General features: G+C 33.2%; 26 protein-coding genes. 17 read left to right on the top strand and 9 right to left on the bottom strand.

The window, feature by feature from the left end; translation table 11 throughout:
• The first annotated feature begins 10 nt into the window (after positions 1-10).
• Positions 11-868, top strand: coding sequence for a hypothetical protein (locus tag SFT90_02625; GenBank protein ID MDX1949379.1), 858 nt, complete (start codon positions 11-13; stop codon positions 866-868).
• Positions 869-1074: 206 nt separating this feature from the next.
• Positions 1075-2529, top strand: a complete 1455-nt coding sequence (locus tag SFT90_02620; GenBank protein ID MDX1949378.1) for a hypothetical protein — start codon at positions 1075-1077, stop codon at positions 2527-2529.
• Here the strand turns inward: SFT90_02620 and SFT90_02615 are convergent.
• Together SFT90_02615 and rpsD are read right to left on the bottom strand one after the other, a co-directional pair.
• Positions 2522-3124, bottom strand: a complete 603-nt coding sequence (locus SFT90_02615; protein MDX1949377.1) for a ribonuclease HII — start codon at positions 3122-3124, stop codon at positions 2522-2524. The two genes, SFT90_02620 and SFT90_02615, sit on opposite strands and share 8 nt — an antisense overlap.
• A 77-nt stretch (positions 3125-3201) precedes the next feature.
• The gene (gene rpsD, locus SFT90_02610; GenBank protein MDX1949376.1) at positions 3202-3822 is read right to left on the bottom strand and encodes a 30S ribosomal protein S4; all 621 of its coding nucleotides are present in this window, start codon (positions 3820-3822) and stop codon (positions 3202-3204) included.
• 255 nt (positions 3823-4077) lie between these two features.
• On the opposite strand from rpsD, the gene SFT90_02605 reads away from it, so the two are divergent.
• On the top strand, positions 4078-4644 hold the full coding sequence (locus SFT90_02605) for a cell cycle transcriptional regulator TrcR (GenBank protein MDX1949375.1): 567 nt from the start codon (positions 4078-4080) through the stop codon (positions 4642-4644).
• A gap of 96 nt (positions 4645-4740) precedes the next feature.
• On the opposite strand, the gene folE is transcribed toward SFT90_02605, so the two are convergent.
• The 3 genes from folE to SFT90_02590 form a co-directional block, all read right to left on the bottom strand.
• Positions 4741-5343, bottom strand: coding sequence for a GTP cyclohydrolase I FolE (folE, locus tag SFT90_02600; GenBank protein MDX1949374.1), 603 nt, complete (start codon positions 5341-5343; stop codon positions 4741-4743).
• Positions 5344-5533: 190 nt separating this feature from the next.
• Positions 5534-5887 carry a dihydroneopterin aldolase gene (folB, locus tag SFT90_02595; protein ID MDX1949373.1) on the bottom strand — a complete coding sequence of 118 codons (354 nt, stop codon included), beginning with the start codon at positions 5885-5887 and terminating at the stop codon, positions 5534-5536.
• Positions 5888-5911: 24 nt separating this feature from the next.
• Positions 5912-6634 (bottom strand): SDR family oxidoreductase, encoded by a 723-nt coding sequence (locus tag SFT90_02590; protein ID MDX1949372.1) that lies wholly within the window; start codon positions 6632-6634, stop codon positions 5912-5914.
• A gap of 63 nt (positions 6635-6697) precedes the next feature.
• Between SFT90_02590 and SFT90_02585 the strand changes: the two genes are divergently transcribed.
• From SFT90_02585 to SFT90_02575, 3 genes are all read left to right on the top strand, one after another.
• On the top strand, positions 6698-7108 hold the full coding sequence (locus SFT90_02585) for a hypothetical protein (protein MDX1949371.1): 411 nt from the start codon (positions 6698-6700) through the stop codon (positions 7106-7108).
• Between the two features lie 144 nt (positions 7109-7252).
• Complete coding sequence (locus SFT90_02580; protein ID MDX1949370.1) at positions 7253-8002, top strand: hypothetical protein; 750 nt, start codon at positions 7253-7255, stop codon at positions 8000-8002.
• Positions 7950-8408 (top strand): hypothetical protein, encoded by a 459-nt coding sequence (locus SFT90_02575; protein ID MDX1949369.1) that lies wholly within the window; start codon positions 7950-7952, stop codon positions 8406-8408. The genes SFT90_02580 and SFT90_02575 overlap by 53 nt, the downstream gene beginning before the upstream one ends.
• Positions 8409-8418: 10 nt before the next feature.
• Here the strand turns inward: SFT90_02575 and SFT90_02570 are convergent, their stop codons facing one another.
• The gene (locus SFT90_02570) at positions 8419-9171 is read right to left on the bottom strand and encodes a TIGR00266 family protein (GenBank protein MDX1949368.1); all 753 of its coding nucleotides are present in this window, start codon (positions 9169-9171) and stop codon (positions 8419-8421) included.
• Positions 9172-9236: 65 nt separating this feature from the next.
• Between SFT90_02570 and SFT90_02565 the strand changes: the two genes are divergently transcribed.
• The 5 genes from SFT90_02565 (at position 9237) to SFT90_02545 (ending at position 15919) form a co-directional block, all read left to right on the top strand.
• Positions 9237-12098, top strand: a complete 2862-nt coding sequence (locus SFT90_02565; GenBank protein MDX1949367.1) for a PD-(D/E)XK nuclease family protein — start codon at positions 9237-9239, stop codon at positions 12096-12098.
• 55 nt (positions 12099-12153) lie between these two features.
• Positions 12154-12741 (top strand): hypothetical protein, encoded by a 588-nt coding sequence (locus SFT90_02560; GenBank protein MDX1949366.1) that lies wholly within the window; start codon positions 12154-12156, stop codon positions 12739-12741.
• Positions 12742-12809: 68 nt separating this feature from the next.
• Positions 12810-14219 carry a dihydrolipoyl dehydrogenase gene (gene lpdA / locus SFT90_02555; protein MDX1949365.1) on the top strand — a complete coding sequence of 470 codons (1410 nt, stop codon included), beginning with the start codon at positions 12810-12812 and terminating at the stop codon, positions 14217-14219.
• 98 nt (positions 14220-14317) lie between these two features.
• Complete coding sequence (locus tag SFT90_02550) at positions 14318-14578, top strand: hypothetical protein (protein ID MDX1949364.1); 261 nt, start codon at positions 14318-14320, stop codon at positions 14576-14578.
• A 69-nt stretch (positions 14579-14647) separates the two neighbouring features.
• Positions 14648-15919 (top strand): CNNM domain-containing protein, encoded by a 1272-nt coding sequence (locus tag SFT90_02545; protein MDX1949363.1) that lies wholly within the window; start codon positions 14648-14650, stop codon positions 15917-15919.
• A gap of 89 nt (positions 15920-16008) precedes the next feature.
• Here SFT90_02545 and rimK read toward each other — a convergent pair whose 3' ends face one another.
• Positions 16009-17367: a 30S ribosomal protein S6--L-glutamate ligase gene (gene rimK / locus SFT90_02540; GenBank protein MDX1949362.1), complete on the bottom strand. Its 1359-nt coding sequence runs from the start codon at positions 17365-17367 to the stop codon at positions 16009-16011.
• A 119-nt stretch (positions 17368-17486) separates the two neighbouring features.
• Entirely contained in the window at positions 17487-18500 is a 1014-nt protein-coding gene (gene glpX, locus SFT90_02535; GenBank protein MDX1949361.1) for a class II fructose-bisphosphatase, read from the bottom strand.
• 105 nt (positions 18501-18605) lie between these two features.
• Here glpX and SFT90_02530 point away from each other — a divergent pair, with 105 nt between their 5' ends.
• The 6 genes from SFT90_02530 (at position 18606) to glpK (ending at position 24782) form a co-directional block, all read left to right on the top strand.
• On the top strand, positions 18606-20066 hold the full coding sequence (locus SFT90_02530) for a BON domain-containing protein (protein ID MDX1949360.1): 1461 nt from the start codon (positions 18606-18608) through the stop codon (positions 20064-20066).
• 171 nt (positions 20067-20237) lie between these two features.
• Positions 20238-20474 carry an acyl carrier protein gene (locus SFT90_02525; GenBank protein ID MDX1949359.1) on the top strand — a complete coding sequence of 79 codons (237 nt, stop codon included), beginning with the start codon at positions 20238-20240 and terminating at the stop codon, positions 20472-20474.
• A gap of 84 nt (positions 20475-20558) precedes the next feature.
• Positions 20559-21821, top strand: a complete 1263-nt coding sequence (gene fabF, locus SFT90_02520) for a beta-ketoacyl-ACP synthase II (protein MDX1949358.1) — start codon at positions 20559-20561, stop codon at positions 21819-21821.
• A gap of 5 nt (positions 21822-21826) precedes the next feature.
• Positions 21827-22645 carry a DUF692 domain-containing protein gene (locus tag SFT90_02515; protein ID MDX1949357.1) on the top strand — a complete coding sequence of 273 codons (819 nt, stop codon included), beginning with the start codon at positions 21827-21829 and terminating at the stop codon, positions 22643-22645.
• A 10-nt stretch (positions 22646-22655) separates the two neighbouring features.
• Entirely contained in the window at positions 22656-23423 is a 768-nt protein-coding gene (locus SFT90_02510; GenBank protein MDX1949356.1) for a putative DNA-binding domain-containing protein, read from the top strand.
• A gap of 6 nt (positions 23424-23429) precedes the next feature.
• Positions 23430-24782 (top strand): glycerol kinase GlpK, encoded by a 1353-nt coding sequence (glpK, locus tag SFT90_02505; protein MDX1949355.1) that lies wholly within the window; start codon positions 23430-23432, stop codon positions 24780-24782.
• Here glpK and SFT90_02500 read toward each other — a convergent pair.
• Positions 24759-26792, bottom strand: a complete 2034-nt coding sequence (locus tag SFT90_02500; protein MDX1949354.1) for a M3 family metallopeptidase — start codon at positions 26790-26792, stop codon at positions 24759-24761. The two genes, glpK and SFT90_02500, sit on opposite strands and share 24 nt — an antisense overlap.
• Between the last annotated feature and the right edge of the window lie 2 nt (positions 26793-26794).

Raw genomic sequence — 26794 nt, 5'->3', positions numbered from 1 at the left:
TACCACCACTATGTATGAAAATTTAATTTTACAAGAATTTGAATTAAACGCTCTAATCGCCTGTGAAATTGAGTTTTATCTTGAACCCTGCCCAACCAGAAATTCCGATCAAGAAAAAGATTTCCTTGCAAAATTACTGCTAGAATTTTCTAAAACTAATATAAAAATTCATCGTTTGGATAAAGAAGTTACCGAAGGGCAGTTTGAAATTTCTCTAACCCCACAAAAGCCAAATATCGCAATTAATGAGATTAATTGGACAAAAGAATTTATTTCTAAAACCGCTAAAGATGAAGGATACCAAGCTATTTTTGAGGCAAAACCACTTCAAGATTTGCCGGGCTCTGGGCTTCATATACATATTTCATTGGTTGATAATTCTGGCATTTCCGCCCTTAAAAGAATTGATGAAAAAACTGAAAGCGAAACAATGCTTTATGCAATTGGTGGATTATGCGATACAATGCTCAAAAACTTCATTTATTTTGCACCTAACGAAAATTCCTATTTAAGATTTACTTCTGATAGAAACAATCATAAGCAAGCAAACCCAATGGTTTCACACAATAACGCACCAGTTAATGTAAGCTGGGGCGGGAATAATCGCACTACTGCTATCAGAATTCCAGCCAGCACTATCGATGAAAACTCTCGGCACATTGAACACAGAGTTGCAGGCGCCGATGCAAACCCCGCAGATGTTATAAATAAAATTTTAGAAGGTGTTTATTTAGGGCTTAAAGAAAAAATTATTCCACCTCAAAAAATATATGGCAATGCTTATGATAAGCAATATCAAGCTGAGCTTCAACCCTTTCCTAAAACCCTTTCTGAAGCATTAAAATTAAGCAAAAAATTTATGAATTGAGATTATTAGCAACGAAAAAACCACATTCTTTCAATATTTAATTTTATTTATAACAAATCTTGCCAAAACCCCTTCCAAATAGAGGTTTTTTGTGGTATTATACAGACTGTATAGAAGCTTTGTTCAGAGTTAATTTAGGTATTTAACCCAAATTAGTTTTTAATTCTAGGTTGATTACCTAAATTAATCTGAAACAGGCTCTATTGATGAGTACTTACAAAAAGCGTAGTTTTTTAGAGATTATCTTTGATAGTTGTAGCTCAGGGAAGAATGTTCTTAGGGGGCTTGAACTTCTCACCCATGAAACCCGCAGAGGCCCTATATTTGATGGTAGCTACTTCCTTATCCCACTTCAAGTTGGCATAGAAACAAAAAGAAAAATTTTTATAGATTTCCTTGAAACTGAACTTTCAAACTTTGACAAAAATGGCGCCTTCCACGAATTTTATAGACGCAATAAAGATAAAATATATTTCGTAGAAACTGATATTTCTCAGGCCTATAAATTCTATTTTATGATGCGTGCCTTCAAAATTATTGACGAAAATAATTTGAAAGAAAAAGTTTTTAATGAATTACAAAAATTTACTGAAAAATATTATCCAGAAAGACTTTCATCGCTTACTTATGAAAGAGTTAGAGATGATTATAGATTAATTAGGCTTCAGCTTGAAACAGCCTATAAATTTTATCAAAAAGAATTGCAGAGAGTCTATCAAACCATTGAATTTCAGGATAGAATTAGAGGCCTTGATGATAGACTTATTGTTGAAGATTTCAAACAGGCCGAAAGGCTTAAATTATCAAGAACCTTTCAAAAAACTATGAAGGCTTTACCAGAATCAACTCCTTTTATTTTACAGGCAATTTACACCAGCGTAATTACTTCAAACAGCCTAAAAAACGATGATGAATTTACAATTTTTAGGCTTGATAAAGGTGAGGAAGCTATTGAAAATTTCTTACTTTCTAAGCGTCGTGAAACCAACAAAGGCCTTGTAACGCTTGTAATTTCTGAAGATGTTGGTGCTAGAAAAAAAATCCAAGATTTACGCAGAAGAAGTAATAATACGATATTCGTTTTAAGCAGTTATGGCCTTGCTTTTGCACTTAAAAATCTTGGACTGATTGAAGATATGAGCGAAATTGTTGACCCTTCTATTTTGGAAAATATTAATAGCAGAAAAAAGGATAATCGCAGGAGAGAAAGAAAAGGCAAAACATTCAACGATCAAGATGTGAAAGAGCCTGAAATTGAGGAAAAATGGGCGTTACGACTAGTTGAAGTTATAAATCGCGGTTATTGGAAAAACTTTGATTTTAATTCACTTAGTGATGAGGAAAAAAAATTAGTAGAATTTGAAAGACAAAAACTCTCTAAAACAAGGCAAACCCTAAAAGAGCAAATAAAGATATTTCAGCAAAATTCAGTAATTTCTCAGCAAAAAATTTCTTTGGATAATCAAAAAGATAAAATTAATAAATTTAATCACAGCCAGAAACTTCAGGATCATGAAAGAATAAATTATAGAAATCATGAATCTGAAATAATGAGCCAAATTGGTGAAATTGAACAAAGAGAATTAGAACAAATTCAAAATCTTCAAAAATCAAAAATTAATATTAAGGGTAGAATTTTTAATGGCGATGCTTTTATTTAGAGTTTAATAATTTTGATTTTATTGGTTCAAAGCTAGTGCGGTGATATTTGCAGATGCCATATTTTTCTATTGCGTCCAGATGTTCTTTAGTTCCGTAACCTGCGTTTTTTAGCCAATTATATTGCGGAAATTCTATATCTAAATCTTCCATAATTTTATCACGAGTAACCTTCGCAATTATTGAAGCCCCTGCAATTGAGAGCGATTTTGAATCACCTTTTACTATTGGAACAATATTTGCATTTGGATAATCAAACCCTTTATTTCCATCAACCAAAACAATATTCGGGGATTCTCTGAGGTTTGAGATTGCTTGCTTCATAGCAAGAATTGTTGCCTGCAAAATATTTACTTGATCAATAACTGATTCTTGAATTATACCTAAACCAAAATTATGATTATCAATCAGATGGTTAAATAAATAATCTCGCCTTTTTTTGGAGAGCTTTTTGGAATCATCTAACCCCTCTGGAATTTGTGATCTATTTAGGATTAACGCACAAGCCACCACAGGCCCAGCTAAAGGCCCCCTGCCCGCTTCATCAACCCCGGCGATAATTCCGCTGTAATTATTTTCAAATTCTAAATTAGGCATAGTATAAGCTCAAATCGCAAAGAAAAAAGCCCTGATAAAACAGGGCCTTAATGTAAAAACATAATGTAAATTTAACATTACCTTGAGAAGAATTCTGTTACGAGGTTAACTTCCATCTTAACAGGGTAAGGCACTTCGTGAGAAGCTGGATTTCTTAAGAAAGTTCCTTTTTTAGCTTTCAAATCAACTTCAAGATATTCAGGGATATTTCTCTCAGGAGTTTCAGTCGCTTCAACTACAATTGGAATGTTTTTTGAAGATTCTTTAACTTCAATAACATCACCAGCTTTAACTTGATAACTTGGAATATTAACACATTTGCCGTTAACTAAAATATGCTTATGATTTACAAACTGGCGAGCAGCGAAAACAGTTGGAACAAAATTCATTCTATAAATAACAGCATCAAGCCTTCTTTCAAGAAGCGCTATGAAGTTTTCACCCGTATCACCTTTTTGTCTAAGAGCTTCTTTAAAGATTTTTCTAAATTGTTTTTCACCGATATTTCCGTAATAGCCTTTCAATTGTTGTTTTGCGTTAAGCTGCTTACCGAAGTCAGAACTCATTCTTTTTCCAATAACTGGCCCGTGTTGACCCGGAACGAAGTTTCTTCTCTCATAAGGGTCTTTTTCTCTACCCCATAAATTTACGCCTAAACGACGAGAAATTTTATATTTTGCTGATAATCTTTTTGACATTTTAATAATCTTTTTGGGTTAATAACCTTCTTACTTCATCAAGGCTTAGTTCTAAATATTTATATAGAATGCTCAATTAAGTATCCTGCAAGCAGGCAAAGAATGCCTAGCTTTCTTAATTATATTTTTCACCCTGTCAAGCAATTTAACCTTGACTTGTAAATAATAATATAGTTATACAAATAGCAAAAATATGGTTAGGCTTTCTAAGCCCTAGCCCCAAACCTCTAATACCTAAAAAATATGCAGCCTTTAATGCCTAAAGCAACCGCCGTTTGGTTGATTGAAAACACGCAACTTACCTTTGATCAGATCGCTGATTTTTGTGGTTTGCACCCACTTGAAGTGCAGGGCATCGCAGATGGTGATGTTGCAAATGGAGTTATTGGTATGGATCCAGTTCTCAAAGGCATCACAAGCCGTGAATCTATTGCAATCGCTGAGAAAAACCCTGATGCGAAAGTTGAGTTTGTAAGCGATTATAAAGATTATATCAGCGTTGAAAAGAAACGCAAAAAGAGCAAATATACTCCAGTTGCAAGAAGACAAGATAAGCCAGATGCAATCGCTTGGTTGGTTAAAACCCACCCAGAACTTACTGATATGCAGATTTCAAAACTTATTGGAACTACTAAAAAAACCATTGAAGATATCCGAAATAGAACTCACTGGAATATGGCAAACCTTAAACCAAGAGACCCAGTTTTACTTGGTATTTGCACGCAAACCGCCCTTGAAGCCGCAATCTTCAACGCTAAATCAAAAGCTGGAAATGAAAATTTAGAGGCTAACACCAAGCAAGAAAAGAAAGTAGCTGGTTAGTTTGTTCTAACTTACTTTACCTTCTGAATGTCACCCCGCATTTATTGCGGGGTTTAGATTTGTGTTTTAATAGCTTAATTTTAGATTTAGTAAAATCTACATCTTAATCAAACTGAGGAATTCTGATCTAGTTTTGTCGTTAGTTTTGAACAACCCACGCACTTGGCTTGTAACGGTGCTTGTTTCAGTTTTATGCACGCCACGAGTTGTCATACATTGGTGTTTTGCATCAATTACAACCGCAACTCCCTTAGGGTTAAGAGCTTTTTGAATAGAATCTGCGATTTGTGCCGTTAGAGTTTCTTGAGTTTGCAAGCGTTTTGCATAACAATCTAAAAGCCTAGCGATTTTGCTAATCCCAACCACTTTTTTATTAGGAATATAAGCAATATGTGCAACACCTAAAATTGGTGCGATATGATGCTCACAATGAGATTCTAACCTCATATTCTTAAGCAAAACCATTTCATCATAGCCTTCAACTTCCTCAAAAGTGCGGGATAAAATTTCTTCAGGATCTTCCTGATAGCCAGAAAACCATTCCTCATAAGCATCAACAACCCTTTTTGGCGTATCAATTAAACCCTCGCGATTAGGGTTATCACCTGCCCAGCGAAGAAGAGTTTTTACCGCTTCCATTGCCTCATCTTTAGAAGGCCTAGAAATTTTCTGAGTTTTATTTTTCTGATTTTTTGCCATTTAGTTTTACATTTTGTTACTATTCAAATAGTCTTTTTTCAAATATCTTCAAGGCTATAAAGCCTTAGTTACTAAAGTTTAATTATTCGTGAAAAAACATCAAGCCAAACCACCTTGACTTCATACCCGCGAAAGCGGGTATCTATAGCAAGATTCCCGCCTTCGCGGGAATGAAAGTGGTTGGTTAAATTTATTCGCGAAAAAATTGTTTTGTAACAGAAATACTGCGAACTGATTTAAGCGGAACTTCAGGCTTATCCACTTCAACTTTTGCACTTCTAACCTGTTGATAAGAAAGGCAGATTTTACCGATTTTCTCACAAACAAATTCAATTAAATGGTTATCACCATTTTCGAGCAAAGCGGTTATTTCATCGCAAATCGGGTGGTAATTCATCGTATCATTAATATTATCAGAGTTGCAAGAATTTCCCTCGTCATAATCCATTTCAATATTTACAACCAGTCTCTGCTGACGCAATTTTTCATTATCATAAACGCCGATTGTAGTTTTTGCAGTTAAATCTTTTATTTTTAATAACATCGGAATTAGTAGTTTTTTGCCTTATTACATTAAATGTTGGCCACTATCTACAAAAATATTAGCACCAGTTATATTTTTGGCTTTATCAAGATATAAAATCGCCTCTAAAACATCTTCAATTTCTGGTTTTCTTTTAAGTGGCAAAGTTTTAGCCTTTTCATTTATCTTATTGATATCCCAAAATTTTGAGGGCAGAAGAAGCCCAATAGAAACCGCATTAACCCTTACAAAATCGCCAATTTCTTTAGCAACCATTTCAGTAAAATTCGCAAGAGATTTTTTACTTAAAAGATATGCGAAATAGGCGTTAGAGTTGGTTTTTATGTAGCTATCCAGAATATTGATAACATGCCCATTTTGATTATTATTTTTGCAGTAATTATAATATTTTTGCGTCAAAAAAAATGGAGCTTTGAAGTTAATTGCAAAATGTTTATCAAAATTTTCCTCATCAGTTTCAGCGAATGAGAACTTCTCAAAAATAGAGGAATTATTCACCAATAAATTTATGTTTTTATAATCAGAAAAAATTTTATTAAGAGAGTCTAAATTTTTAATTTCAGATAAATCGCATTTAACCAAAATACATTCCCTACCCTGCCCTTCAATTATTTTTGCAGTGTTTTTAGCTTCCTCAGCGGAATTTTTATAGAGTAAAATTATATTATAACCTTCTTCCGCAAGCCTAATACTAATTGCCTTACCAACCCTAATTGCACCACCTGTAATTATCGCAAATTTTTTCATAAATTAACTTAGAGTTTTATTTTTTTTTGTTATAATGAAATGTAAATAGAAACATATAAACAAATGCATAATTACATTTTATTAATTGCGATAGCTTTTTTTAGCATTTCAGCAAATGCTCAATTTGTGAAAGATGAAAAAATCTTATCAAAAGATCAAAAAATTGTCTGCAACCAAGATGAAATCAATAGAAGGGTTAAAGAGCTTGATATTTATAGCAACCAATTTTCTGATATTACTAGCAAAATTATTGAGGCAGCTAAACAAAATCCAGACCAAAAAAAACTAAAAGAATATGGTGAATCTTTAAGGCCAAGAATGCTTGAATTAGTTGAAAATTTAAGCAAAGGCAGAACTTATCTTAAAAATAATTGTGGGTTTGAATATAAATCCCCTAAAGCTAGGCAGATGCAAGAATTACTAAATACCGATAAAAAACCATCAGAAAAATACTCCCCAAAAGATGCTTATTAACTTAGGGTTAAAAGCAGTAAATCCAGATATACCCTAAGTTGAGATATATAAAATTTAATTAAAATTTTATAGTTTTGTTAACCTTTTGTTAATAATTTATTTGTATAATAATTATAGTTTTTAATTAATCTATAAGTAAAAGTTATGACAAATGAACTAGAAATTATCAAAAGCCAATTTTCCAAATTCTTTGAAGAATCTAATGACCCTATTTTAGATAAACTAAAATGTGAGGTTAAAAATTTTTTAGATAAAATGAATAATGATAGAAACTCTGAAAGCGATGCACCAGCCTATGTTTATAGAATTGATACAAAATGGCTTACGGATAATCAAACAGAAAACCTAGTGAACATTTCAGAAAATCAAGCAAAGAAATATCAAAATTTAGTTACACAATTTTTAGAAAAATCTACTGATAGTATGCCAGTAATAAATTTAGAAAGTGAATTAATTGAAAGTGATGGGAATGTAAAAACTAATCTAGGAGCATTAAAACAAAATTTACAAACTGGTTCCATAATAATAATATCGCCAGAATTTGAAGATCGCATAAATACACAAGGAATAAAAATTGATAATAAGGAATTTAAGGATATTGAAGCATTATTAAAATATCTTGGCGCTAGTGAATCGGTTAATAAAGAATTTAAGATGACGCCAGAATTATCTTCTGCAATTTGGGATTTTATAGAAAGTAAAGAAAATGACAAAAGTCTAATAAATGAGCTAAGGCAACAAGATCCTCTCATTAGCTTGATAAATCTATCTAATAAAAATGGTAATAATTATTTAAAGACACTTAACGAAGCATTAGAAGATGCTTGCGTTTGCAATACTTTTGAAAGAAAAAATTTATGCAATACAAAAAATAGTGGTTCTACTAGAGAATGAAAACCGCTTAAATTCTATGTTAAGACAAACTCAACACCAAAATTCCTTACAAAATATAGAGCAATTAGATTTTAAACTTTTAGAAATAATATTTAAAGATGCTCTGGACCCCAAAAAAAATAATGGAGACCCTAAAAAATTTCTTGAAGATAAAATTAAAAATATAGAAGAAGATAAAATGACACCAGAACAGAAATATATAAAAGATTTTTTAGAAAGCACCGATAAGAATTATATCAAGAGTAATATTAAAATGAGAATTCAACAATTTAAGAGTTGTGACTGTCAAGAAAAACAAATTCTTTCATTAAATAATAAATTAAATCTTGATGGTATAACACTCTCATCAGATTGGTTAACACACAAAGGATTAAATAATAACCCATCCTCAAGAGAAATTGGTTAAAACAAACTTACTATCTACCCTTTGGGGCAGTTGAATCCATAACATTTTTAACGATATTTCCAACAAATCTTGTAAAAGGTGTGGATTGAATCCAGACTTTTCCGGGGCCTTTGATGCTGGTTAAAAATAAATCCTCACCGCCAAAAAAAATATTTTTGAAACCCTTGATTAGTTTTATATCAAAATCCATATCAGCGGAAAAACCAACCAAAGAGCCAGTATCAATATAAATAAGCTCATCTTTTGCGAGAGTTTTTTCTTCAACGCCACCTGCTGCGTGGATAAAAACCATTCCATCACCAGAAAGTTTTTGCAGAACAAAACCTTCACCGCCAAATAATCCGAAACCAATTTTTTTACTGAAACCAAATTCAACTGCAACACCCTTCGCACCGCACAGAAAACTGCCCCTTTGACAGAGTAACTTTCCACCAATTTCCTGCAAATCAATAGCTGAAATTCTTCCCGGATAAGCCCCTGCAAAAGCCACAGATTTTCTAGAATTAGAATTATTTGTATAAAAAGTTACGAATAAATTTTCATCAGAAAATGCACGCTTTCCAAGCCCCACTAATGTGCCAATAACACCAGAATGTTTCTCACTGCCATCACCAAGTTTAGTATCAAACTGAATACCTTCCTGCATATACATAAGCGTTCCGGGTTCAGCAATCACAACCTCTTTAGGGTCAAGAATAACCTCAACATACTGCAAATCTGCACCTTTTATCTCATAATCAATTTCATGGGCTTTTCTTCTCATAAAATATTTAATTTGTTTTGAATTATTTTAGTTTAGACTAAAATAATAAAAACTAAAAAATCAAAATGAGCGTTAATAAAGTGCATAAAAGAAATATTTTTGCGATAAATCCGCAAGATAATTATTGCGAGATTTTGGCGAGCAAAGCACTTGAAATATTTGGAGTTAATAATCTGGCAAAAACAAGGATTTTCTTACCATCAAGGCGTTCAGTCGCAATTTTAAAAAATGAATTTGTTAAGCAATCAGGCAATAAATCAATAATACTGCCTAAAATACAGGCTATTGGCGATATTGACGAGCTTGAAACAAGCCTTGAAACACTTAATAATTCTGAAAATATTGAGAATTTAATCAACCAAAAAGCAAAAAAATTAAGAGTAATTTCAAGACATCAAGAAATTTTAATTTTAACTGATATAATCAGAAAATCTAGGGAGTTTGGAGCAGGTGGGCTTAATAACGCAAGAAATATTTCAATGCATCAAGCGTTAAAATTAGCGGAATCACTCCTTGAGATTCTTGATGATCTAAAAAGATATAAATCGATAAATGATAATTTAGTTGAAGACTACTTTGCAGAACTCTCAAAACACAAGCAAATCAGTGTTAATTTTGTAAATTTTATCAGAGATGAATATCCAAAAATTTTAGAAAATAAGGGCTTCACAACGGCTATTGATAAAAGAAACCAAATATTAGATAATTTTACAAAAAATATAAAAACAGATGATAAAATTATTATCGCAGGAACTTTAGGAACTTTAAGCAACACAAGAGAATTAATAAAAAAAACTCTCACACTAAAAAATGGATATTACTTCTTGCCCTTCATTGATTTGGATTTTAATTTCAATGAAAACTCTGATAATAAAACGCACCATCAATTCTTAGTTTATAAAAACCTAGAACAGCTTAATGTTTCTGCAGCTGAGATAGAAATTTTAGGCTCAAATAAAAATGACAAATCAGCTATTATTAATAAAATTTTTTCAGAAAATAATAAAATTGAAAATGCCGAAAATTTTGTAAAAATTATTGAGGCTGAAAATTTATCGGAAGAAGCAAAAATTCTCGCTATAATTTTACTAGAAAACCTGTCTCAGAATAAAAGCTCAGCACTAGTTACTAACAATAGAAATTTAGCACGATTCGTAAGTTTATATCTAAAAAAATGGAATATAAATATTGATGATTCAGCGGGCAAAAATTTTCTTGATAGTAATGAAGGGAATTTTCTAATTTCAACCCTTAATTTAATTTCTAAAAAAAATATAATTTCATTTCTTTCACTTCTTAAAAATGATTTATCTTTGCAAGAAATTTCAAAATCAAAAAAAGATTTTTTAATCAGTCAAATTGAGGAAGCATCTCGTAAAAGCAATATAAAAAATATTTTTGATTTAAGAAATTTTTTAGAGGAAGAAGCAAAAATTATTTTCTTTGAGGCTTTTGAAATAATTGAAAAATACAGAGATAAATTTAATTATAAAATCGATGAAATTTTTGCGGATTTAGAAACTTTAATAAAAAAATTCTCTCAAAATGAAATGATTTTTGGTGAGGAAAACTTTATAGAATCCTATGAGATTATTGAATTTATCAAGAAATCCAGCCTTGATTTTCCACTCGCTGAGTTGGATTTTTTAAGCAATCTAGCGGAAAGTTTTTTCTCTGGAATAAAAATCCGTGCCAAATATGGCGTTACTTCAAAAATAGCAATTTTAAGCCCTATTGAGGCCCGCTTAACCAATTATGATTGTTATATTTTAGGCGGTTTAACTCAGGGAAGCTGGCCTAGAGAAAGGTTTTCAGTATGGCTTACAGATAAAATGAAATCTGATGCAGCACTTCCAAATTCTGATTTTTTTGCCTCACTTGCTAATCACGATTTTGCAAATTTACTGCACTCTAAAAAAGTTTTTTTAAGCTTCAGCCAAAAAGAAAATGGGGAGCTTAACACGGAATCCCCTCTAGTAACAAGAATCAAAGCCTTCGCTGAAGCTAATAATATAAATTTTTCAGATAAATATTATAAAAATTTACTGAATGAATTTGAAAACATTCATTTGGAAAAATCTCCTAAAACACAAAACAAGCCATATCCTAAGCCAGATATTTCATATCGCCCAAGAGTAATTTCCGCAACTGAGTTTGAGACTTTAATCGCAAATCCTTACGAATTTTATGCAAAAAAAATCTTAAAATTAAAACAACTTGATGAACTTGAGAGAGAATCAGATGCTAAAGAATATGGAAATTTTATACATAAAATAATGGAGGAATTTTCTAATTTTCATCAACTAGAAATTGAAAAAATTACCTTAGAAAATTTTAACAATATCATAGCGAAAATTTATAATGATTTTTTAGCAAAAAATCTTGCGAATGAAACTTGGCTGCTAAAAACATCAATAATGGCTAAAGAAATTGTTAAAATTGAGAGAAATATTTGTGTTTGTATTGAAAAAATAATCAATGAAAATAGCGGTAAAACCACAATAAACATCGGTAATTTTGAAGTTTTAATAAAATGCAAAGCTGATAGAATTGAAATTTTAGAGGAAAATAATTATTCAATAGCTGATTATAAAACTGGCAATATTCCAAACGGAAAAGACTTTAAAAACCATAAAAAGCCACAAATTTTGATAGAAGCTGTTGTTCTAAAAAATAATGGTTTTGATTTCCAAAAAGAAAGCCCAACAGAAGAAATAAATTTAGATAAAATTTATTATTACAAACTCTCTAAATCTAGCGAATATCCAGTAAGAAAAGAATATAATTTGCCTATTTATGAAATGATAATAGCAAACTTAAACAATTTGTTAGAGGATTTTTTTAACCCTCAAAAGCCCTTTTTAGTGTGCCCAAGAAATGATATAAAACCATCACACAGAAATTATTTTCACCTAGAGAGAATATAGATTTTATTTTCAAAGATAATTTTTTGGTTTATAATAAGAAAAAATATATTTCAAAATGTATAACAACGGCATAGACTCAAAATTCATTAAAAAACAGGCTTTTTTAGCTATTTTTGTCTTTTGGTTTTGTGCCTGCCTAGTGCTTTACACTGTCAATAAAACTTTTTTTGAATATGATTACTCAAAAGTCAGAGATTATGGCACTTCAACAAATAATGTTGCATTCTTAAACAGCCATAGCGAAGCTAAGAGAGTTTTTATAAAATCTTACGAATTTGTATCATCTGGTGTCGCTATAATTTATGGTAAAGTCGCCAGTTTTACTCAAATTATGTTCAAAGAAATTGTTAAAAAACCATCTTTTTTTACTACATCTACTATATTGTTGCTTCCTTATTTACTAGCTTTTCTGATTATATTATCACTTTCAACTTATTTAAGTGCGATGCGTATTGTTTCGGCCTCCTGCCTTTCTTCATTTATAATTAGTTTTACGATTATATTTGATGCATTTGCAGGCAATGAAAATATAGATTTTATAATTTCATATTCTGCACCTCAAGTTTCCGCCTATGCAACTATAAACTTAATATTCTTCTTTCTTATTTCATTTCCATTTTGCTTTTACAAAAAAGCTGAATAACTATAACTTGCCATAAAATAAAATTTTCTTATAAAGCGTTCTATTATTAAATCTAAAATTATTCATTTATGAACGCAGAAGCATTTGATTTAATTGTAATTGGTGGTGGCCCAGCTGGTTATGTTGGGGCAATAAGGGCTGCACAGCTTGGTATGAAAGTTGCCTGCATTGAAAAACGCAAAACGCTAGGTGGAACTTGCCTTAATGTTGGTTGTATTCCATCAAAAGCATTGCTTCATTCCTCTGAAATTTATGAAAAAACTAAACATCACCTTGCTGAGCACGGCATAGTTGCAAAAGATGTAAAACTTGATTTGCAAGCTATGATAAAACGAAAAGATGATGTTGTTGTAAGCCTTACACAAGGCATTGATTATCTTTTCAAGAAAAATAAAATCACCAGATTCATTGGACACGGCGTAATAATGGGCAATGGCGTTGTTGCAGTTAAAAAAGATGAAGGTGAGCCTGAATCATTAAGGGCGAAAAATATTCTTATCGCAACTGGCTCTGAGGTTGTTGAAATCCCTAATGTTGATATTGATGAACAGCAAATTGTTTCATCAACTGGGGCGTTATCTTTGAAGTCAGTTCCTAATAAACTAATCGTTATTGGGGGCGGTGTTATTGGCTTAGAGATGGGCTCTGTATGGCGTAGGCTCGGCGCTGAAGTTGAAGTGGTTGAATACCTTGATGAAATTATCCCCGGACAAGATGGAGAAGTTCGTAAAGCGTTCAGAAAAATTCTAGAAAAACAGGGTATAAAATTCAGAACTTCAACAAAAGTTACTGGCGCAACTAAAGATAAAAAAGGCGTTACACTCTCTGTTGAGTCAGCAAATGGCGGAAATGCTGAAAAAATTAACTCTGATATAGTGCTAGTTGCAGTTGGCAGAAAACCTAATACAAAAAATCTTGGCCTTAAAGAAGCTGGCGTAAATGTTGATGAAAAGGGCAGAATTATAGTTGATTCTCACTTCCAAACCAATCAAAAAGGCGTTTATGCGGTGGGTGATGTTATTCCGGGGCCTATGCTTGCTCACAAAGCTGAGGAAGATGCAGTTGCAGCCGTTGAAATTATTGCAGGGCAACACGGACACGTTAATTATGATTTAATCCCTTCAGTAATTTATACTCACCCTGAGGTTGCTTCAGTTGGTGCAACTGAAGAAAAATTGCAACAGCAGGGTATTGAATATAATAAAGGAAAATTCCCATTTTCTGCGAACTCTCGCGCTAAAGCCGTTGGCGATGTTGAGGGTTTTGTTAAAATTCTTGCTTGCAAGAAAACTGATAAAGTTCTTGGGGTTCATATTATTGGCCCGCAAGCTGGAACTATAATTGCTGAGGCAGTAACTGCGATGGAGTATGGTGCTTCATCTGAAGATATTGCTCGCACTTGCCATTCTCACCCAGATCTCAATGAGGCAGTTAAAGAAGCAGCCCTTGCAGTTCTAGGCAGAACAATTCATGTGTAATAATAATTTATAAATAAGGGTTAAGTTATAACATAACTGCTTGATTATTTTTTATTACTAATTATATAAATTCAATAACATTTAATTTTTGGAGATTTATGCAACATTCTATTTTCTGGCACACAATTCACTATTTACCAATGATTCTAACTATTGCAGCGGTTTTACTCGCGGTATTTTCTGGTAAGTTTTCTGAATATAAAAAATATATTGCAAGCTTTGCAACATTTGGAATTGCATCTCACCTTATGGATAGCGGTTTTGAATTTCACTCATTTGAACCTTGCTTCTTCTATGTTGGCGTTTTAGCAATAGTTGCGGTTTCTTACGTTAGAAATTCTCTAGTTAAAACTTTCTAATTTTTAGAAAATAGATATATTAAAAGGGCATCTTTTGATGCCCTTTTTTATTTTAAGAAATTTTTATTTATGATTTTAGTAAGTTTTCTAATTTTATTTGCTTTATTAGCTTTGTCGGCTTTTTTTTCAATTTCCGAAACAGGAATTACAGCAGCGAGTAAAGCAAAAATTCATACTCTAAAAATTGAAGGGAGTAGCCGTGCAAAATTGCTAGAAAAACTACTTTCTAAGAAAGATAGGTTAATTAGCACAATTCTTCTTGGAAATAATTTTGCAAATAGCTGTGCCTCAGCCTTTGCAGCTGCCTTCACAATACAATTAGTAGGGGAAGATACTGAAAGTAATGCAGTAATTATTGTAACAATCTTACTTACGCTTGCTATTATAATTTTTTCAGAAGTTTTGCCAAAAACTTATGCTCTTATGAACGCGGAAAAAGTAGCACTTGCAGTTTCCCCAATAATTTATTTTCTAACAAAAATTTTATCACCAATTTCTGTCTTTATTGAGAGGGCAGTTAGCATTTTAATGAAATTAATCGGCGTAAAATCTCATTCAATGTCGCAAATTGTAAGAGGGCTTGATGCTATAAGAGGTGCAGTTGAGCTTCATCACAGCCAAGGCGATGTAATCAAGGAAGATAGGGATATGCTTGGTGGATTGCTTGATTTAGAGCATATCACCGTTTCAGAAATAATGAAGCACCGCAAATATATTGAGGCAATTGATATAAATCTTTCAAATCAGGAAATCTTAAAATTTGTTACTGAAAGCCAGTTTACTAGAATTCCAGTTTATGAAAATGATGCTGATAATATCATCGGCATTATACATAATAAAAGCTTTATGAAAGCCCTGCATGAGCAAGCTAATGGGGATATTACCCAGCTTGATGTAAAATCAACTTTAATTCCGGCTTGGTTTATCCCTGATTCAACATCGCTAAAAGAACAGCTAATAGCTTTCCGCCAGAAAAAGAGCCATTTTGCTCTTGTAGTTGATGAATATGGAACGCTACTTGGCCATATAACTTTAGAAGATATTTTAGAGGAAATCGTTGGAAATATTGAAGATGAACACGATAAAAAATTCGGCAAAATTGAGGAAACACCTGATGGATCTTACATAGTTGATGGTATTATGCCAATTAGAGATTTGAATCGCGAGCTTGATTTGAAACTCCCAGTTGATGAAGCGAATACGATTGCAGGGATTGTTATTAATAAGGCGGAAACCATACCTTCAGTTGGAAAGGCCTTCAATTTTTATGGCTATAGATTTGAGATTATTAAGAAAAGAAAAAACCAGCTAACTAAAATTAAAATACAGAAAATTAGGTAGTTTTTCTAAAAAATATCACCCCACAACAAGTCGGGGTGACAATTATCGATTATGGAGCTTAAATATATACTTCGTTAGCAATGCCAATTTTACAACAATTTCTTCTCAATGGCTTCTATCATAGTTGAGGCGATATCAACGCCAGTTGCCTTTTCAATACCCTGTAACCCCGGAGAGGAGTTTACTTCTAGGATTTTTGGCCCTTTAGACGAGCGTATTATATCAACGCCAGCAACTTGCAAACCTAAAACTTTAGCCGCCTTTTTAGCCATTTTTCTTTCTTCTAGAGTTGGCTTAATTTCCATTACTGAAGCACCTAAATGTACATTTGCTCTAAACTCACCTTCGGCAGCTTTCCTCTGCATTGCACCTACGATTTTACCATCAACAACGAATAATCTAAGGTCAGTTCCGCCAGCTTCTTTAATAAATTCTTGCACTAAAATTGAAGCATTAACTGATTTGAATGCATTTATAACGGATTCCGCCGCTTTACTGGTTTCAGCAAGCACAACTCCCCTGCCCTGCGTTCCTTCTAATAGCTTGATTACAAGCGGCGCACCACCTACTATTTTAATTAAATCTTTGGTATCAGTTGGGGAATCCGCAAAACCAGTAGTTGGAATGTTAATACCCTTCCATACCATTAATTGCAAAGCACGAAGTTTATCTCTCGCCCTAGTAATTGAAATTGCGTCATTAAGGCAATAAGCACCAAGAGTTTCAAAATGCCTTAAAACTGAGCAACCATAAGCGGTCATCGCTGGCTTTATCCTTGGAATTACCGCGTCAACATCAGTAATTGCCTCACCACCCCTAATATGCACTGAGCCATTTGAGCTAACATTCATATAACACTGAGCTATATTCACAAAAATCATCTCGTGACCTCTTTGAAGGCCAGCTTCCATAATTCTTTTGTTAGAATATAATTCAGGGTTAGAAGCTAAAACCACTATTTTTAGTTTTTGATCGGTTCTTCTAATATGGTTGTAAAACTTACCCATTTGGTCATCTGAGTAATTACCAAGCTCAAAATGTTTGTCAGGATCAACGAGCAATTTACCTCGCATAGCCTCACGCCCAAGTAACATTCTGTAACCCATATTATCGCGGTTTGTGAGGGTTATTTCAGCTTCCCAAACATCAGCACCAAGTTTGATTGGAATTTTAATTACATATCTTTTTTCAGAATGACCACTTGAGCTTTTTACACTTCTTTCACCAACTAATTCCGCCTTACATTTTATTGTAACAGCCTTACTTGCTTGTAATGGGTGTATATCAAAAAAGGCAAAATTCTTGCCTTCAACCTGTTTAATTTCAATATTATAAGCGTGCAGAGAAGAAGTTTTTGCACCTGAGTCAATTCTTGCTTTTACTGCAGGAATATTAAGCGAAGGAAAGGAAACCCATTCCTCAGCACCAATAATTGTTTTATTTTCCATAATGATTTTTTTGTTTTAGAATTTGATTTTGTTATATCGATCAAAGTGAGATATCTAGTAATTACTAAACCTGAACTAGATTTTTCGCTAAGCTCGAAATGACATTATAATTTGTTAGCTTACAATTTCTTTCTAGCGAAATTATGCTCGGTTTGAACAAATCTTATAGTTCCAGTGCGAGAACGCATAACTAAAGAATGAGTTAGTGCCGAACTTGCACCAATTCTTCTAACGCCTTGTAACATCCAGCCTGTTGTAACACCAGTTGCGGAGAACATAACATCACCCTTAGCCATTTCATCTATTGTATAGATTTTATTCAAATCTTTGATACCCATTAATTTTGCTCTTTCAACTTGTTCATCTGATACCTTTTCCCCCTTAAAGTAAAGCCTGCCGTGCATTTGCCCATCAACACATTTGAGTGCAGCAGCAGCTAAAACACCTTCCGGCGCACCACCAATACCAACATACATATCAACACCACTTTCAGAGCGAGTAGTTGCGATAATTCCAGCCACATCACCATCACCAATAAGTTGTATTCTAGCTTTTTGCTCTCTCACTCTAGCAATTAATTCCTCGTGCCTAGGCCTATCAAGAATTACCACCATTAATTCAGAAACATCGCAACCCTTTGCTTTTGCAAGGTTTTTGAGGTTAGTTTCAATTTTATCATCTAAATTTATAACATTTTTAGGAAGCCCACCACCTACTGCAATTTTTTCCATATAAACATCAGGAGCATTAAGGAAACCGCCTTTTTCAGCGATTGCTATTACTGACAAAGCATTTGGCGTTCCTGTCGCACAAATTGTTGTGCCTTCTAGTGGATCAAGTGCAATATCAACCTCTGGCCCAGTTCCAGTGCCAACTTTTTCACCAATATATAACATTGGAGCTTTATCCCTTTCGCCTTCACCAATAACGATAGTGCCTTGTATATTTATAGTGTTGAGGGCTTTTCGCATTGCATCAACGGCCGCTTGATCAGCATTATCTTCACTTCCAAGCCCTGTCCACTTTGCTGATGCAAGGGCTGCAGCTTCAGTAACCCTAACGGTTTCAAGAGCTAAGTTTCTCTCTAAAACTGGAGCATTTGATGGAAAGTCCTGAATTTTTGCTTTTGTCATAAAAATATTTTGTTTCTTTAACTTGTTATTAACACTTTCTAGGTTATAATTCACTCATATTAATTAAATTTAATCTTGTAAAGAATAGTTTAAGAATAGTTTGTTGTGAAGAAGAGTTTATCAAAAATAATTTCTATATTCATTATTTGCCTATACCTTCAAGGTTGCGTAGCAGCCGCAGTGGGTGGCTTAGCTGGAACCTTCGCATATTTTTTTGGCAATAAAGCTGGTCAACGTAGTGAAGCTAGAATAAAAAATGAAGCACTTGTTGAAGTTCGCAGAGAAATGGAAGAAAAACAAAAAGCCACTAACGAAGCAGATAAAAATGTTGCTAACGAAATCAATCAGAGGCTTATAGCTGGAGCGGTAGATCAACAATTAGCGGTTTATCCCGAAGTTAAAAATGGTGTTGTAATTCTTCATGGTAGAGTTCCAGATGCTAAAACAGCAGATAAAATAATCCAAAGCACAAGGCAATCACCTGGGGTTAGCCGAATAATTTCAAACTTAGTAATTGTTGATCAAGCACAAATTAATAGGCAGATTGCCTCACAGCAAAAGCTTGGTGGACAAATTGCAATGCCACCGCAATATCAACAACAAATTATTCAGCCACAACAACCTGTAATGCCAGCACAGCAAATTCAATATTATCAGCCTCAACCTCAACCACAGCAATATCAAATTCCTATGCAACCTCAACAGCAGATTGCACCACAATTTCAACCTCAAATGATTCAACCTCAACAATTTCAGCAACCGCAACAACAATTTCCTCAGCAATTTCAACAGCAACCTCAGCAAATGCAATATCCACCATATCAAGGGCAACCGCAGGGTTACTATCAAAACTTCCCGACGGAAAAAAAAAGCCTAAATTCTGCTGAAAATTTTTCTGAAGAAAAAAAAAATTTAAGACGACCCGCAAATTATTATCCTAACAATCAAAATCCTTACATAAACGCGGTAAATTATCAAAATCAGCAAGCACCACCAAATTATCAAAACCAAAATTATCAACAACCTTCTATAATGCCTCAAAACCAAGTTGAGTTTTATCAAGATAATGATTCAACTTACACTAAATATCCACCAAGCGTTCTAAATAAAGTTAATCAAATTTACGAAAGAAAATCATTAAAAAACCTTCAAGTTCCGTCAAGCTCAGGGCTTCAAGATAATGATGAGCAATATATAATGCCAAAAAATTTTGTAGATAGAAATTCTAAGAAAAATCAAAAATCCATTGATGATATTCCTATTCCAACCCCAAGCATCACTGAGGATTATGATTCTTCATATCGTCCGCTTGGCTCATACGCTCCTGAAGGCAAAATTCAATATACCGCACCTGCTTCAGAAATGTATATTCCCGTTCCAACACCTTCTGTTGTTTCAGACTATGACGAATATTATCGCCCCTTGAATTCATACAACCCAAACGGATTTCCTACTCAGCAATATATTTCTCCCGCTGAAGAGGAAGGTGCATTAGAAGATATTCCAACCCCAACACCCTCAGTTGAAGCTGGAGATAACGATCAAAATTATTATTATTTTTATTAGAAAATTATTTGTTGTAAAATTTACACAAAAAAACTTGTTGATTTTTATTTTATCTATTACTAGCTTGACAACATAAACGATGTAAATAATATCCATTTGGATTTAACTTATTAGTTTAACTAATTTCAACTAAATTAAGGTTGAATATATTACGAACAAAAAGGAGATTTTATGAGCGATATTAGAGCTAAAGTAATCAAGATTGTTGCTGAACACTTAGATGTTAATGAAGAGAAAGTTACAGATACTTCTTCATTCGTTGATGATTTAGGTGCTGATAGCCTTGATCAAGTTGAGTTAGTTATGGCTTTTGAAGAAGAATTTAATATTGAAATTCCTGATGAAGCTGCTGAAAAAATCGCAACCGTTAATGACGCTGTTAGCTTCATTGAACAGGCTACAAAATAATTTGTCTTTTTGATGAATATATTTTAGAAAAACCTCGCTTAAAATGCGGGGTTTTTTTTTGATTATTAACTAATATTATTTTTTATGAGAAGAGTTGTTGTTACTGGTCTTGGAATGGTTACTCCACTTGCTTGTGGTGTTGAAGAAACTTGGAAATCGCTTATCGCTGGAAAATCTGCACTAAAAAAAATCACTAGATTTGATGCAACTTCAATGCCGTGCCAAGTTGCCGCTGAAGTTCCGCTTGGTGAAAATGAAGGAGAATTTTCTGCTGAAAAATGGGTTTCTAAAAAAGATCAAAAAATGATGGATGATTTCATAATCTATGGAATTTCCGCTGCTATTCAAGCTATCGAAGATGCAAATTGGAAGCCTGAAGATGAATATTCTCAAAAAAGAACTGGCGTTATGATTGGCTCTGGCATTGGTGGTTTGCCTGAAATTGAAAGGGGCGTGCAGATTGTTAAGGAATCAAGCTGGAAAAGGCTAAGCCCATTTTTCATTCCATCAACATTAATTAATTTAACCTCTGGCCATGTATCAATGAAATACGGCTTTAGAGGGCCAAATCACTCAGTTGTAACGGCTTGCTCAACAGGCGGCCACGCAATCGGTGATGCAGCAAGGTTAATTGCGTATGGTGATGCCGAAGTTATGATAGCTGGCTCATCTGAAGCTACAATCTGCCCTGTTGGTATAGCGGGATTTTCAGCTGCAAGGGCGTTATCAACTTCTTACAATGAAACCCCAGAAAAAGCCTCAAGGCCATGGGATAAAGGCAGAGACGGCTTTGTAATGGGTGAAGGTGCTGGAATTGTTGTTCTTGAAGAATTAGAACATGCGAAAAAAAGAGGTGCAAAAATTTACGCAGAAGTGATTGGATATGGCTTATCCGGCGATGCATATCACATCACTTCACCACACCCAGAAGGCAGGGGTGCTTTTGATGCGATGGAAAATGCAGTTCGCAGTGCAAAAATCAATCCTGAGGAGATTGACTATATCAACGCTCACGGCACATCAACACCTATGGGTGATTTAATTGAATTTGGTGCTGTTAAAAGGCTTCTCGGATCTCATATCAGCAATGTTTCAATGTCTTCAACTAAATCGGCGATTGGGCATTTACTTGGTGCTGCTGGCTCAGTAGAGGCAATTTTCTCAATCCTTGCGATGAGGGATCAAATTTGCCCGCCTACTCTAAACCTTGAAAACCCTGAAGATGCAACGGCTGGCGTTGATTTAGTTCCACATAAAGCTAAAGAGCGAAAAGTTAATTGCGTGGTTAGCAATTCATTCGGTTTTGGTGGCACAAATGTAAGTTTAGTGATGAAAAAATTTTCATAATATGTGTGAATAAATTTGGTTATAAATTTCTAGGTTTTGGGCTTGGTTTAAGGGCTAGCCACTACGATTACATCTTGCAAAACAAGCCTAAAATTGATTGGTTTGAAATTATAACTGAAAATTATATCGATTCGCATTCAGGTTATATTGAATTTCTACAGGACATTAGGGAGTTGTATCCGCTTGTAATGCACGGAGTTTCTCTTTCTATAGGTGGCTTTGATAAAATCAATTTTGAATATCTAAAAAAAGTAAAAAACCTCGCTGAAAAAATCAACCCCGAATGGATTTCAGATCATTTATGCTATACTGGTTTTAATAATATTAACACCCACGATTTACTCCCAATCCCTTATAATAAGCAGATGTTATCGCATATTGCTGAGCGAATTAAAATTGTGCAAGATTATCTTGAGCGAAATATAATTCTTGAAAACCCTTCAAGTTATATTGAGTTTGAAAATTCAACAATGAGTGAGCATCAATTTTTAGCAGAACTTGCAGAAAAAGCAGATTGTGGCTTATTGCTTGATGTGAATAATGTTTTCGTTAGCAGTTTTAATCATAAATTTGATGCAAAAAAATATATAGATTTTATTCCCGCTGAGAGAATTGTTCAAATTCACCTAGCTGGACACACAAATAAAGGTGATGTGATTATTGATACTCACGATAATTTTGTGATTGATAAAGTTTGGGATTTATATCAATACGCCACCCATCAAAAGGGCAGAATTTCAACAATGATAGAGTGGGATAACAACATTCCTTTGTTTGAGGTTTTAGAAAGTGAATTATTAAAAGCCAAAAAACTTTGCCTTTGATTAAAAAAATATGAATAAAAAAATTCTAAAAAATTTGGTTGAGGCAGTTATCAATAATGATAAAGATTTGATAACCAAAAACCTTAAAAGCAGCTCAAATCAAGCGTCAAAACATCTTGATATTTATATTTACGGCTACAAAGAAAGGCTTAGCAAAGCAATTATTGATGATTATCCAACAACAGAAAATTATTTTGTTCAGCAAAATAAATTATCCGATTTTCACCAATTAGTTAATTCTTATATAAGAAAAACGCCCTCAAAATCTTATAATTTGGATTTTTACCCAGTCAAATTTGCAAATTTTATTAAGAAAAACTACCCTGATAAAATTGTTTCAGAAATTGCAGATTTAGAATCAGAAATTATAAAGGTTTTTCAAGCTGAAGATAGCCCTGCCCTTACACTTCAAGATTTAGCAAAATTTTCAGATGACGCATTTTTAGAAAATAAGTTTTCTTTAAGAACTGCACATTCTATAAAAAAATATATTTATAATGTTGAAAATTATTTGAGTGAATTTAGGAAAAATAATCAATCAGAGGTTAAAAAAATTACTTCATATATTTTTATTGTGCGTGATAATAATGAGGTAAAACGCCATAATCTTACAAAAGACGAGTTTTATTTTCTAAAATTTTTGCAAAAATCAGAAGATCTAAATCAAGCGATAGATTTACTTAGAAAAAAATTTAATTTTGAAGAAGAAATTTTAGCAAAAAAAATCCAAGATTACTTTATAAAATTTTGCCAAAATGGCTTTTTCAAAAACAATTGATATTTTATGAAAAAAGAAAATTATGTAATTGCTTTAGATATCGGAACTTCTAGCTTGCGAGCAATATTATTTAATTCAAAAAATCAAAAAATTTCTTACTCACAATATCCTATAACGCAAATTTACCCTGATGAAAATCTAGTTGAACAAAACGCAGATGAAATCTTCCAAAACACCATTAAAGCCATTAAAGATGTTTTGAATAAAGAAAATTTATCAGCACAAGATATCTCAATAATTGGAATTACCAACCAACGAGAAACCACAATAATTTGGGATAAATACACCCAAAAACCTATCTATAATGCGATAGTTTGGCAAGATAGACGAACTGAAAAACTTTGTAATACTCTTGTAAATAAAGGTTTTTCTAAAATTATAAATGAAAAAACAGGTCTAAAAATTGAGCCTTATTTTTCTGCTACAAAAATAAATTGGCTTTTACAAAAGCTAAAACCTAAGACAAAAAATATTTTATTCGGAACAGTTGATAGTTGGCTTTTATGGAAGTTAACTAATGGAAAATCTCACTTTACTGACTATTCCAATGCCTCAAGAACGCTTTTATTCAATATCAAAACCCTTGAATGGGATAGTGAATTGCTAAAAATTTTTGCCATTCCAAAAGAAATTCTACCAGAGGTTAAAAATTCCTCCCATCATTTTGGCAATATAGACAAGAAATTTTTTGGCTCAGAAATACCAATTACTGCTATTTTAGGGGATCAGCAAGCCTCTTTATATGGCCATAATTGTTTGAAAGCTGGCAATACAAAAATCACTTACGGCACTGGTTGTTTTTTGTTAGCAAATATTGGCTCAAAAATAATTCACTCTAAAAATGGTTTTTTAACTACTATCGGCTGGGGGATTGATAATAAAATTACTTACGCTTTAGAAGGCTGTATTTATGATTGTGCCTCAATGATTAATTGGTTGGTAAAAAATCTAGCCATCGCAGAAAACCCGAAAGAGCTTGATAAATTGGTTTCTTCTGTAAAAAATTCTTCTGGTATTAAATTTGAAAATTGTTTTTCTGGAGAGGCAAGCCCAAGTTGGGATATGCATAAAAGAGCTTCAATTTCAGGAATTAGCCTTGCAAATACGAGGGCTGATGTAGCCTTTGCTGCCTATGAAGCACTATGTTTACAAGTAAAAAATATGATTAATTTGGTTGAGAAAGATACAAAAATTAAAATAAATGAAATAAAAATTGATGGCGGAGTTTCCGCAAGTAAAATCTTAATGCAGATGCAAAAATCTTACCTGCAACACAAAATTAAAATCAGCAAAGAAAAGGAACTCACCGCACTTGGCATCGCAAAACTAGCTAGGCTAAACCAACCCTTCCCTTCTTAGTAAAGCGTTCGGGTCTGGCTTTTTACCCCTGAATAATATGTATAATTTTTCTGGGTCTTTTGAGCCACCACTTGCAAGTAATTGCCTAAATTTTTTTGCGATTTCTTTGTTAAATAAGCCATTTTCTTTGAAGGCTTCAAACGCATCAGCATCTAGTATTTCCGCCCATTTGTAACTATAATATCCTGCGGAATATCCACCATCAAAAATATGGGAAAAATTGGTTGAATTAAGCGAGCCTTCAGGATTTAGTAAATAAAAATCTTTACAAGTTTCATATTCAAATTTTTCTACATCAGAAATATTTTCAGGCGATACCATATGCCAAGCCATATCTAATTGAGAGAGTTGCATCTGCCTTAAAAATGCACTTGCTGCCCTAAAATTATCAGCATCTTTCATTTTCTGCACTAAATCCACAGGAATTAGCTCACCGCTTTCATAATGCCTTGCAAATAAATCCAACACTTCCTTTTCTTTAACCCAGTTTTCCATAATTTGCGAGGGAAGCTCAACAAAATCCCACTTAACAGAAGTTCCAGCTTGTGATTTATATTTCGTGTTTGAAAGCAACCCGTGAAGCCCGTGTCCGAACTCGTGAAAAAGCGTAAGTACCTCTTCCATTGTTAGCAGTGAAGGCTTATCTTTTGTAGGCTTGGTGAAATTGCCGTGATTACCAATCACTGGTGGCTTTCTTTTGCCGTTTTCAAGCCTGCCTTGCGTTATATAATTATCCATCCAAGCACCGCCACGCTTGGTTTTACGAGGGAAGTAATCAGTGTAAATAATTCCTATTAAATCCTTAGTTTCAGCGTCTTTTACCTCAAAAACCTCAACATCATCATTGTATATTGGATAATTTTTTGCTTGAGAAATTTCTAAATTATAAAGTTTTGAAGCGACTTCAAAAGCACCATTTCTAACCTTTTCAAATTGAAAATATGGCCTTAGCATTTCGCCATTAAAACCATATTTTTCTGCTTTAAGTTTTTCAGCGTAAAAGCCGATATCCCAAGGTTTTATCTCATCAGCATTATATTTTAATTTTGCGAATTCTTTAAGCTCTGCAAGTTCTTTTTCGGCAGGCTTCCTAACAATATTTTTGTAATTTTCTATCATTGAAATGACATTTGCAGAATTTTTTGCCATTCTTTCTTCCAAAACATATTCTGCGTGATTTTTATAGCCTAAAAGTTTTGCCCTCTTATCGCGAAGCCTAACAATTTCAAGCAATACAGGCTTATTATCAAACTCACCTGATTTACACCTTGTAGAAAAAGCTCGCCAGATTTTTTCTCGTAAAGAACGATTTTCAGCATAGGTTAAAACTGGCACAACACTTGGTGCGTGAAGGGTAAAAAGATATTTTCCTTCCGCATTTTCTTCTTCATCAGCGGCCTCTTTTGCTTGAGTTTTTGCACCTTCTGGCAGGCCTGTAAGCTCAGATTCATCATTAATAAATAGCTTAAACTTATTAGTTTCAGCTAATAAATTTTCACCAAATTTGTTAGTTAGCTCCGCAAGGTTTTCATCAATTTTTCTGAGGATTTCCTTATCATTATCATTTAGTAACGCCCCATTTCTAACAAAAGATTTGTAAGAATCATCAAGCAAAATTTCTTCTTCTTCTCTTAAATTATATTCATTTTTCTTATCATAAACCGCTTTAATTTGCTTAAAAAGCAGGGAATCCAGAGAAATATCGCTATAGTGTTTTGTTAAATTTGTTTTGAACTCCAGAGCAATTTTTTGAATTTCATCATTATTAACCGCACTATCATAATGATAAAAAACTGAGGAAACATAATTGAGCAACTCACCTGACTTTTCCATTGCTTCAATTACATTTTCAAAATTTGGATTAGGAATTTTTTTGATTTCTTCAATCTCCGCTTTGCCAATTTTCATTGCTTCATTAAGAGCTGGCAAAAAATGCTCCGCCTTAATTTTATCAAAAGGTGGCACACCATTATTCTCAAAAGGAATTTGCATTAATGGATTATTTTTCATAA

This window comes from Rickettsiales bacterium (genome assembly GCA_033762595.1).
In the GTDB taxonomy this organism is placed as follows: Bacteria; Pseudomonadota; Alphaproteobacteria; order Rickettsiales; family UBA8987; genus JANPLD01.
This window is presented reverse-complemented; position numbering and strand designations above follow the sequence as displayed.

Coding starts and splice junctions, on each gene's coding strand:
- SFT90_02625 (MDX1949379.1), top strand. CDS start 11: ATGTATGAAAATTTAATTTTACAAGAATTTGAATTAAACGCTCTAATC.
- SFT90_02620 (MDX1949378.1), top strand. CDS start 1,075: ATGAGTACTTACAAAAAGCGTAGTTTTTTAGAGATTATCTTTGATAGT.
- SFT90_02615 (MDX1949377.1), bottom strand. CDS start 3,124: ATGCCTAATTTAGAATTTGAAAATAATTACAGCGGAATTATCGCCGGG.
- rpsD (MDX1949376.1), bottom strand. CDS start 3,822: ATGTCAAAAAGATTATCAGCAAAATATAAAATTTCTCGTCGTTTAGGC.
- SFT90_02605 (MDX1949375.1), top strand. CDS start 4,078: ATGCCTAAAGCAACCGCCGTTTGGTTGATTGAAAACACGCAACTTACC.
- folE (MDX1949374.1), bottom strand. CDS start 5,343: ATGGCAAAAAATCAGAAAAATAAAACTCAGAAAATTTCTAGGCCTTCT.
- folB (MDX1949373.1), bottom strand. CDS start 5,887: ATGTTATTAAAAATAAAAGATTTAACTGCAAAAACTACAATCGGCGTT.
- SFT90_02590 (MDX1949372.1), bottom strand. CDS start 6,634: ATGAAAAAATTTGCGATAATTACAGGTGGTGCAATTAGGGTTGGTAAG.
- SFT90_02585 (MDX1949371.1), top strand. CDS start 6,698: ATGCATAATTACATTTTATTAATTGCGATAGCTTTTTTTAGCATTTCA.
- SFT90_02580 (MDX1949370.1), top strand. CDS start 7,253: ATGACAAATGAACTAGAAATTATCAAAAGCCAATTTTCCAAATTCTTT.
- SFT90_02570 (MDX1949368.1), bottom strand. CDS start 9,171: ATGAGAAGAAAAGCCCATGAAATTGATTATGAGATAAAAGGTGCAGAT.
- SFT90_02565 (MDX1949367.1), top strand. CDS start 9,237: ATGAGCGTTAATAAAGTGCATAAAAGAAATATTTTTGCGATAAATCCG.
- SFT90_02560 (MDX1949366.1), top strand. CDS start 12,154: ATGTATAACAACGGCATAGACTCAAAATTCATTAAAAAACAGGCTTTT.
- lpdA (MDX1949365.1), top strand. CDS start 12,810: ATGAACGCAGAAGCATTTGATTTAATTGTAATTGGTGGTGGCCCAGCT.
- SFT90_02550 (MDX1949364.1), top strand. CDS start 14,318: ATGCAACATTCTATTTTCTGGCACACAATTCACTATTTACCAATGATT.
- SFT90_02545 (MDX1949363.1), top strand. CDS start 14,648: ATGATTTTAGTAAGTTTTCTAATTTTATTTGCTTTATTAGCTTTGTCG.
- rimK (MDX1949362.1), bottom strand. CDS start 17,367: ATGGAAAATAAAACAATTATTGGTGCTGAGGAATGGGTTTCCTTTCCT.
- glpX (MDX1949361.1), bottom strand. CDS start 18,500: ATGACAAAAGCAAAAATTCAGGACTTTCCATCAAATGCTCCAGTTTTA.
- SFT90_02525 (MDX1949359.1), top strand. CDS start 20,238: ATGAGCGATATTAGAGCTAAAGTAATCAAGATTGTTGCTGAACACTTA.
- fabF (MDX1949358.1), top strand. CDS start 20,559: ATGAGAAGAGTTGTTGTTACTGGTCTTGGAATGGTTACTCCACTTGCT.
- SFT90_02510 (MDX1949356.1), top strand. CDS start 22,656: ATGAATAAAAAAATTCTAAAAAATTTGGTTGAGGCAGTTATCAATAAT.
- glpK (MDX1949355.1), top strand. CDS start 23,430: ATGAAAAAAGAAAATTATGTAATTGCTTTAGATATCGGAACTTCTAGC.
- SFT90_02500 (MDX1949354.1), bottom strand. CDS start 26,792: ATGAAAAATAATCCATTAATGCAAATTCCTTTTGAGAATAATGGTGTG.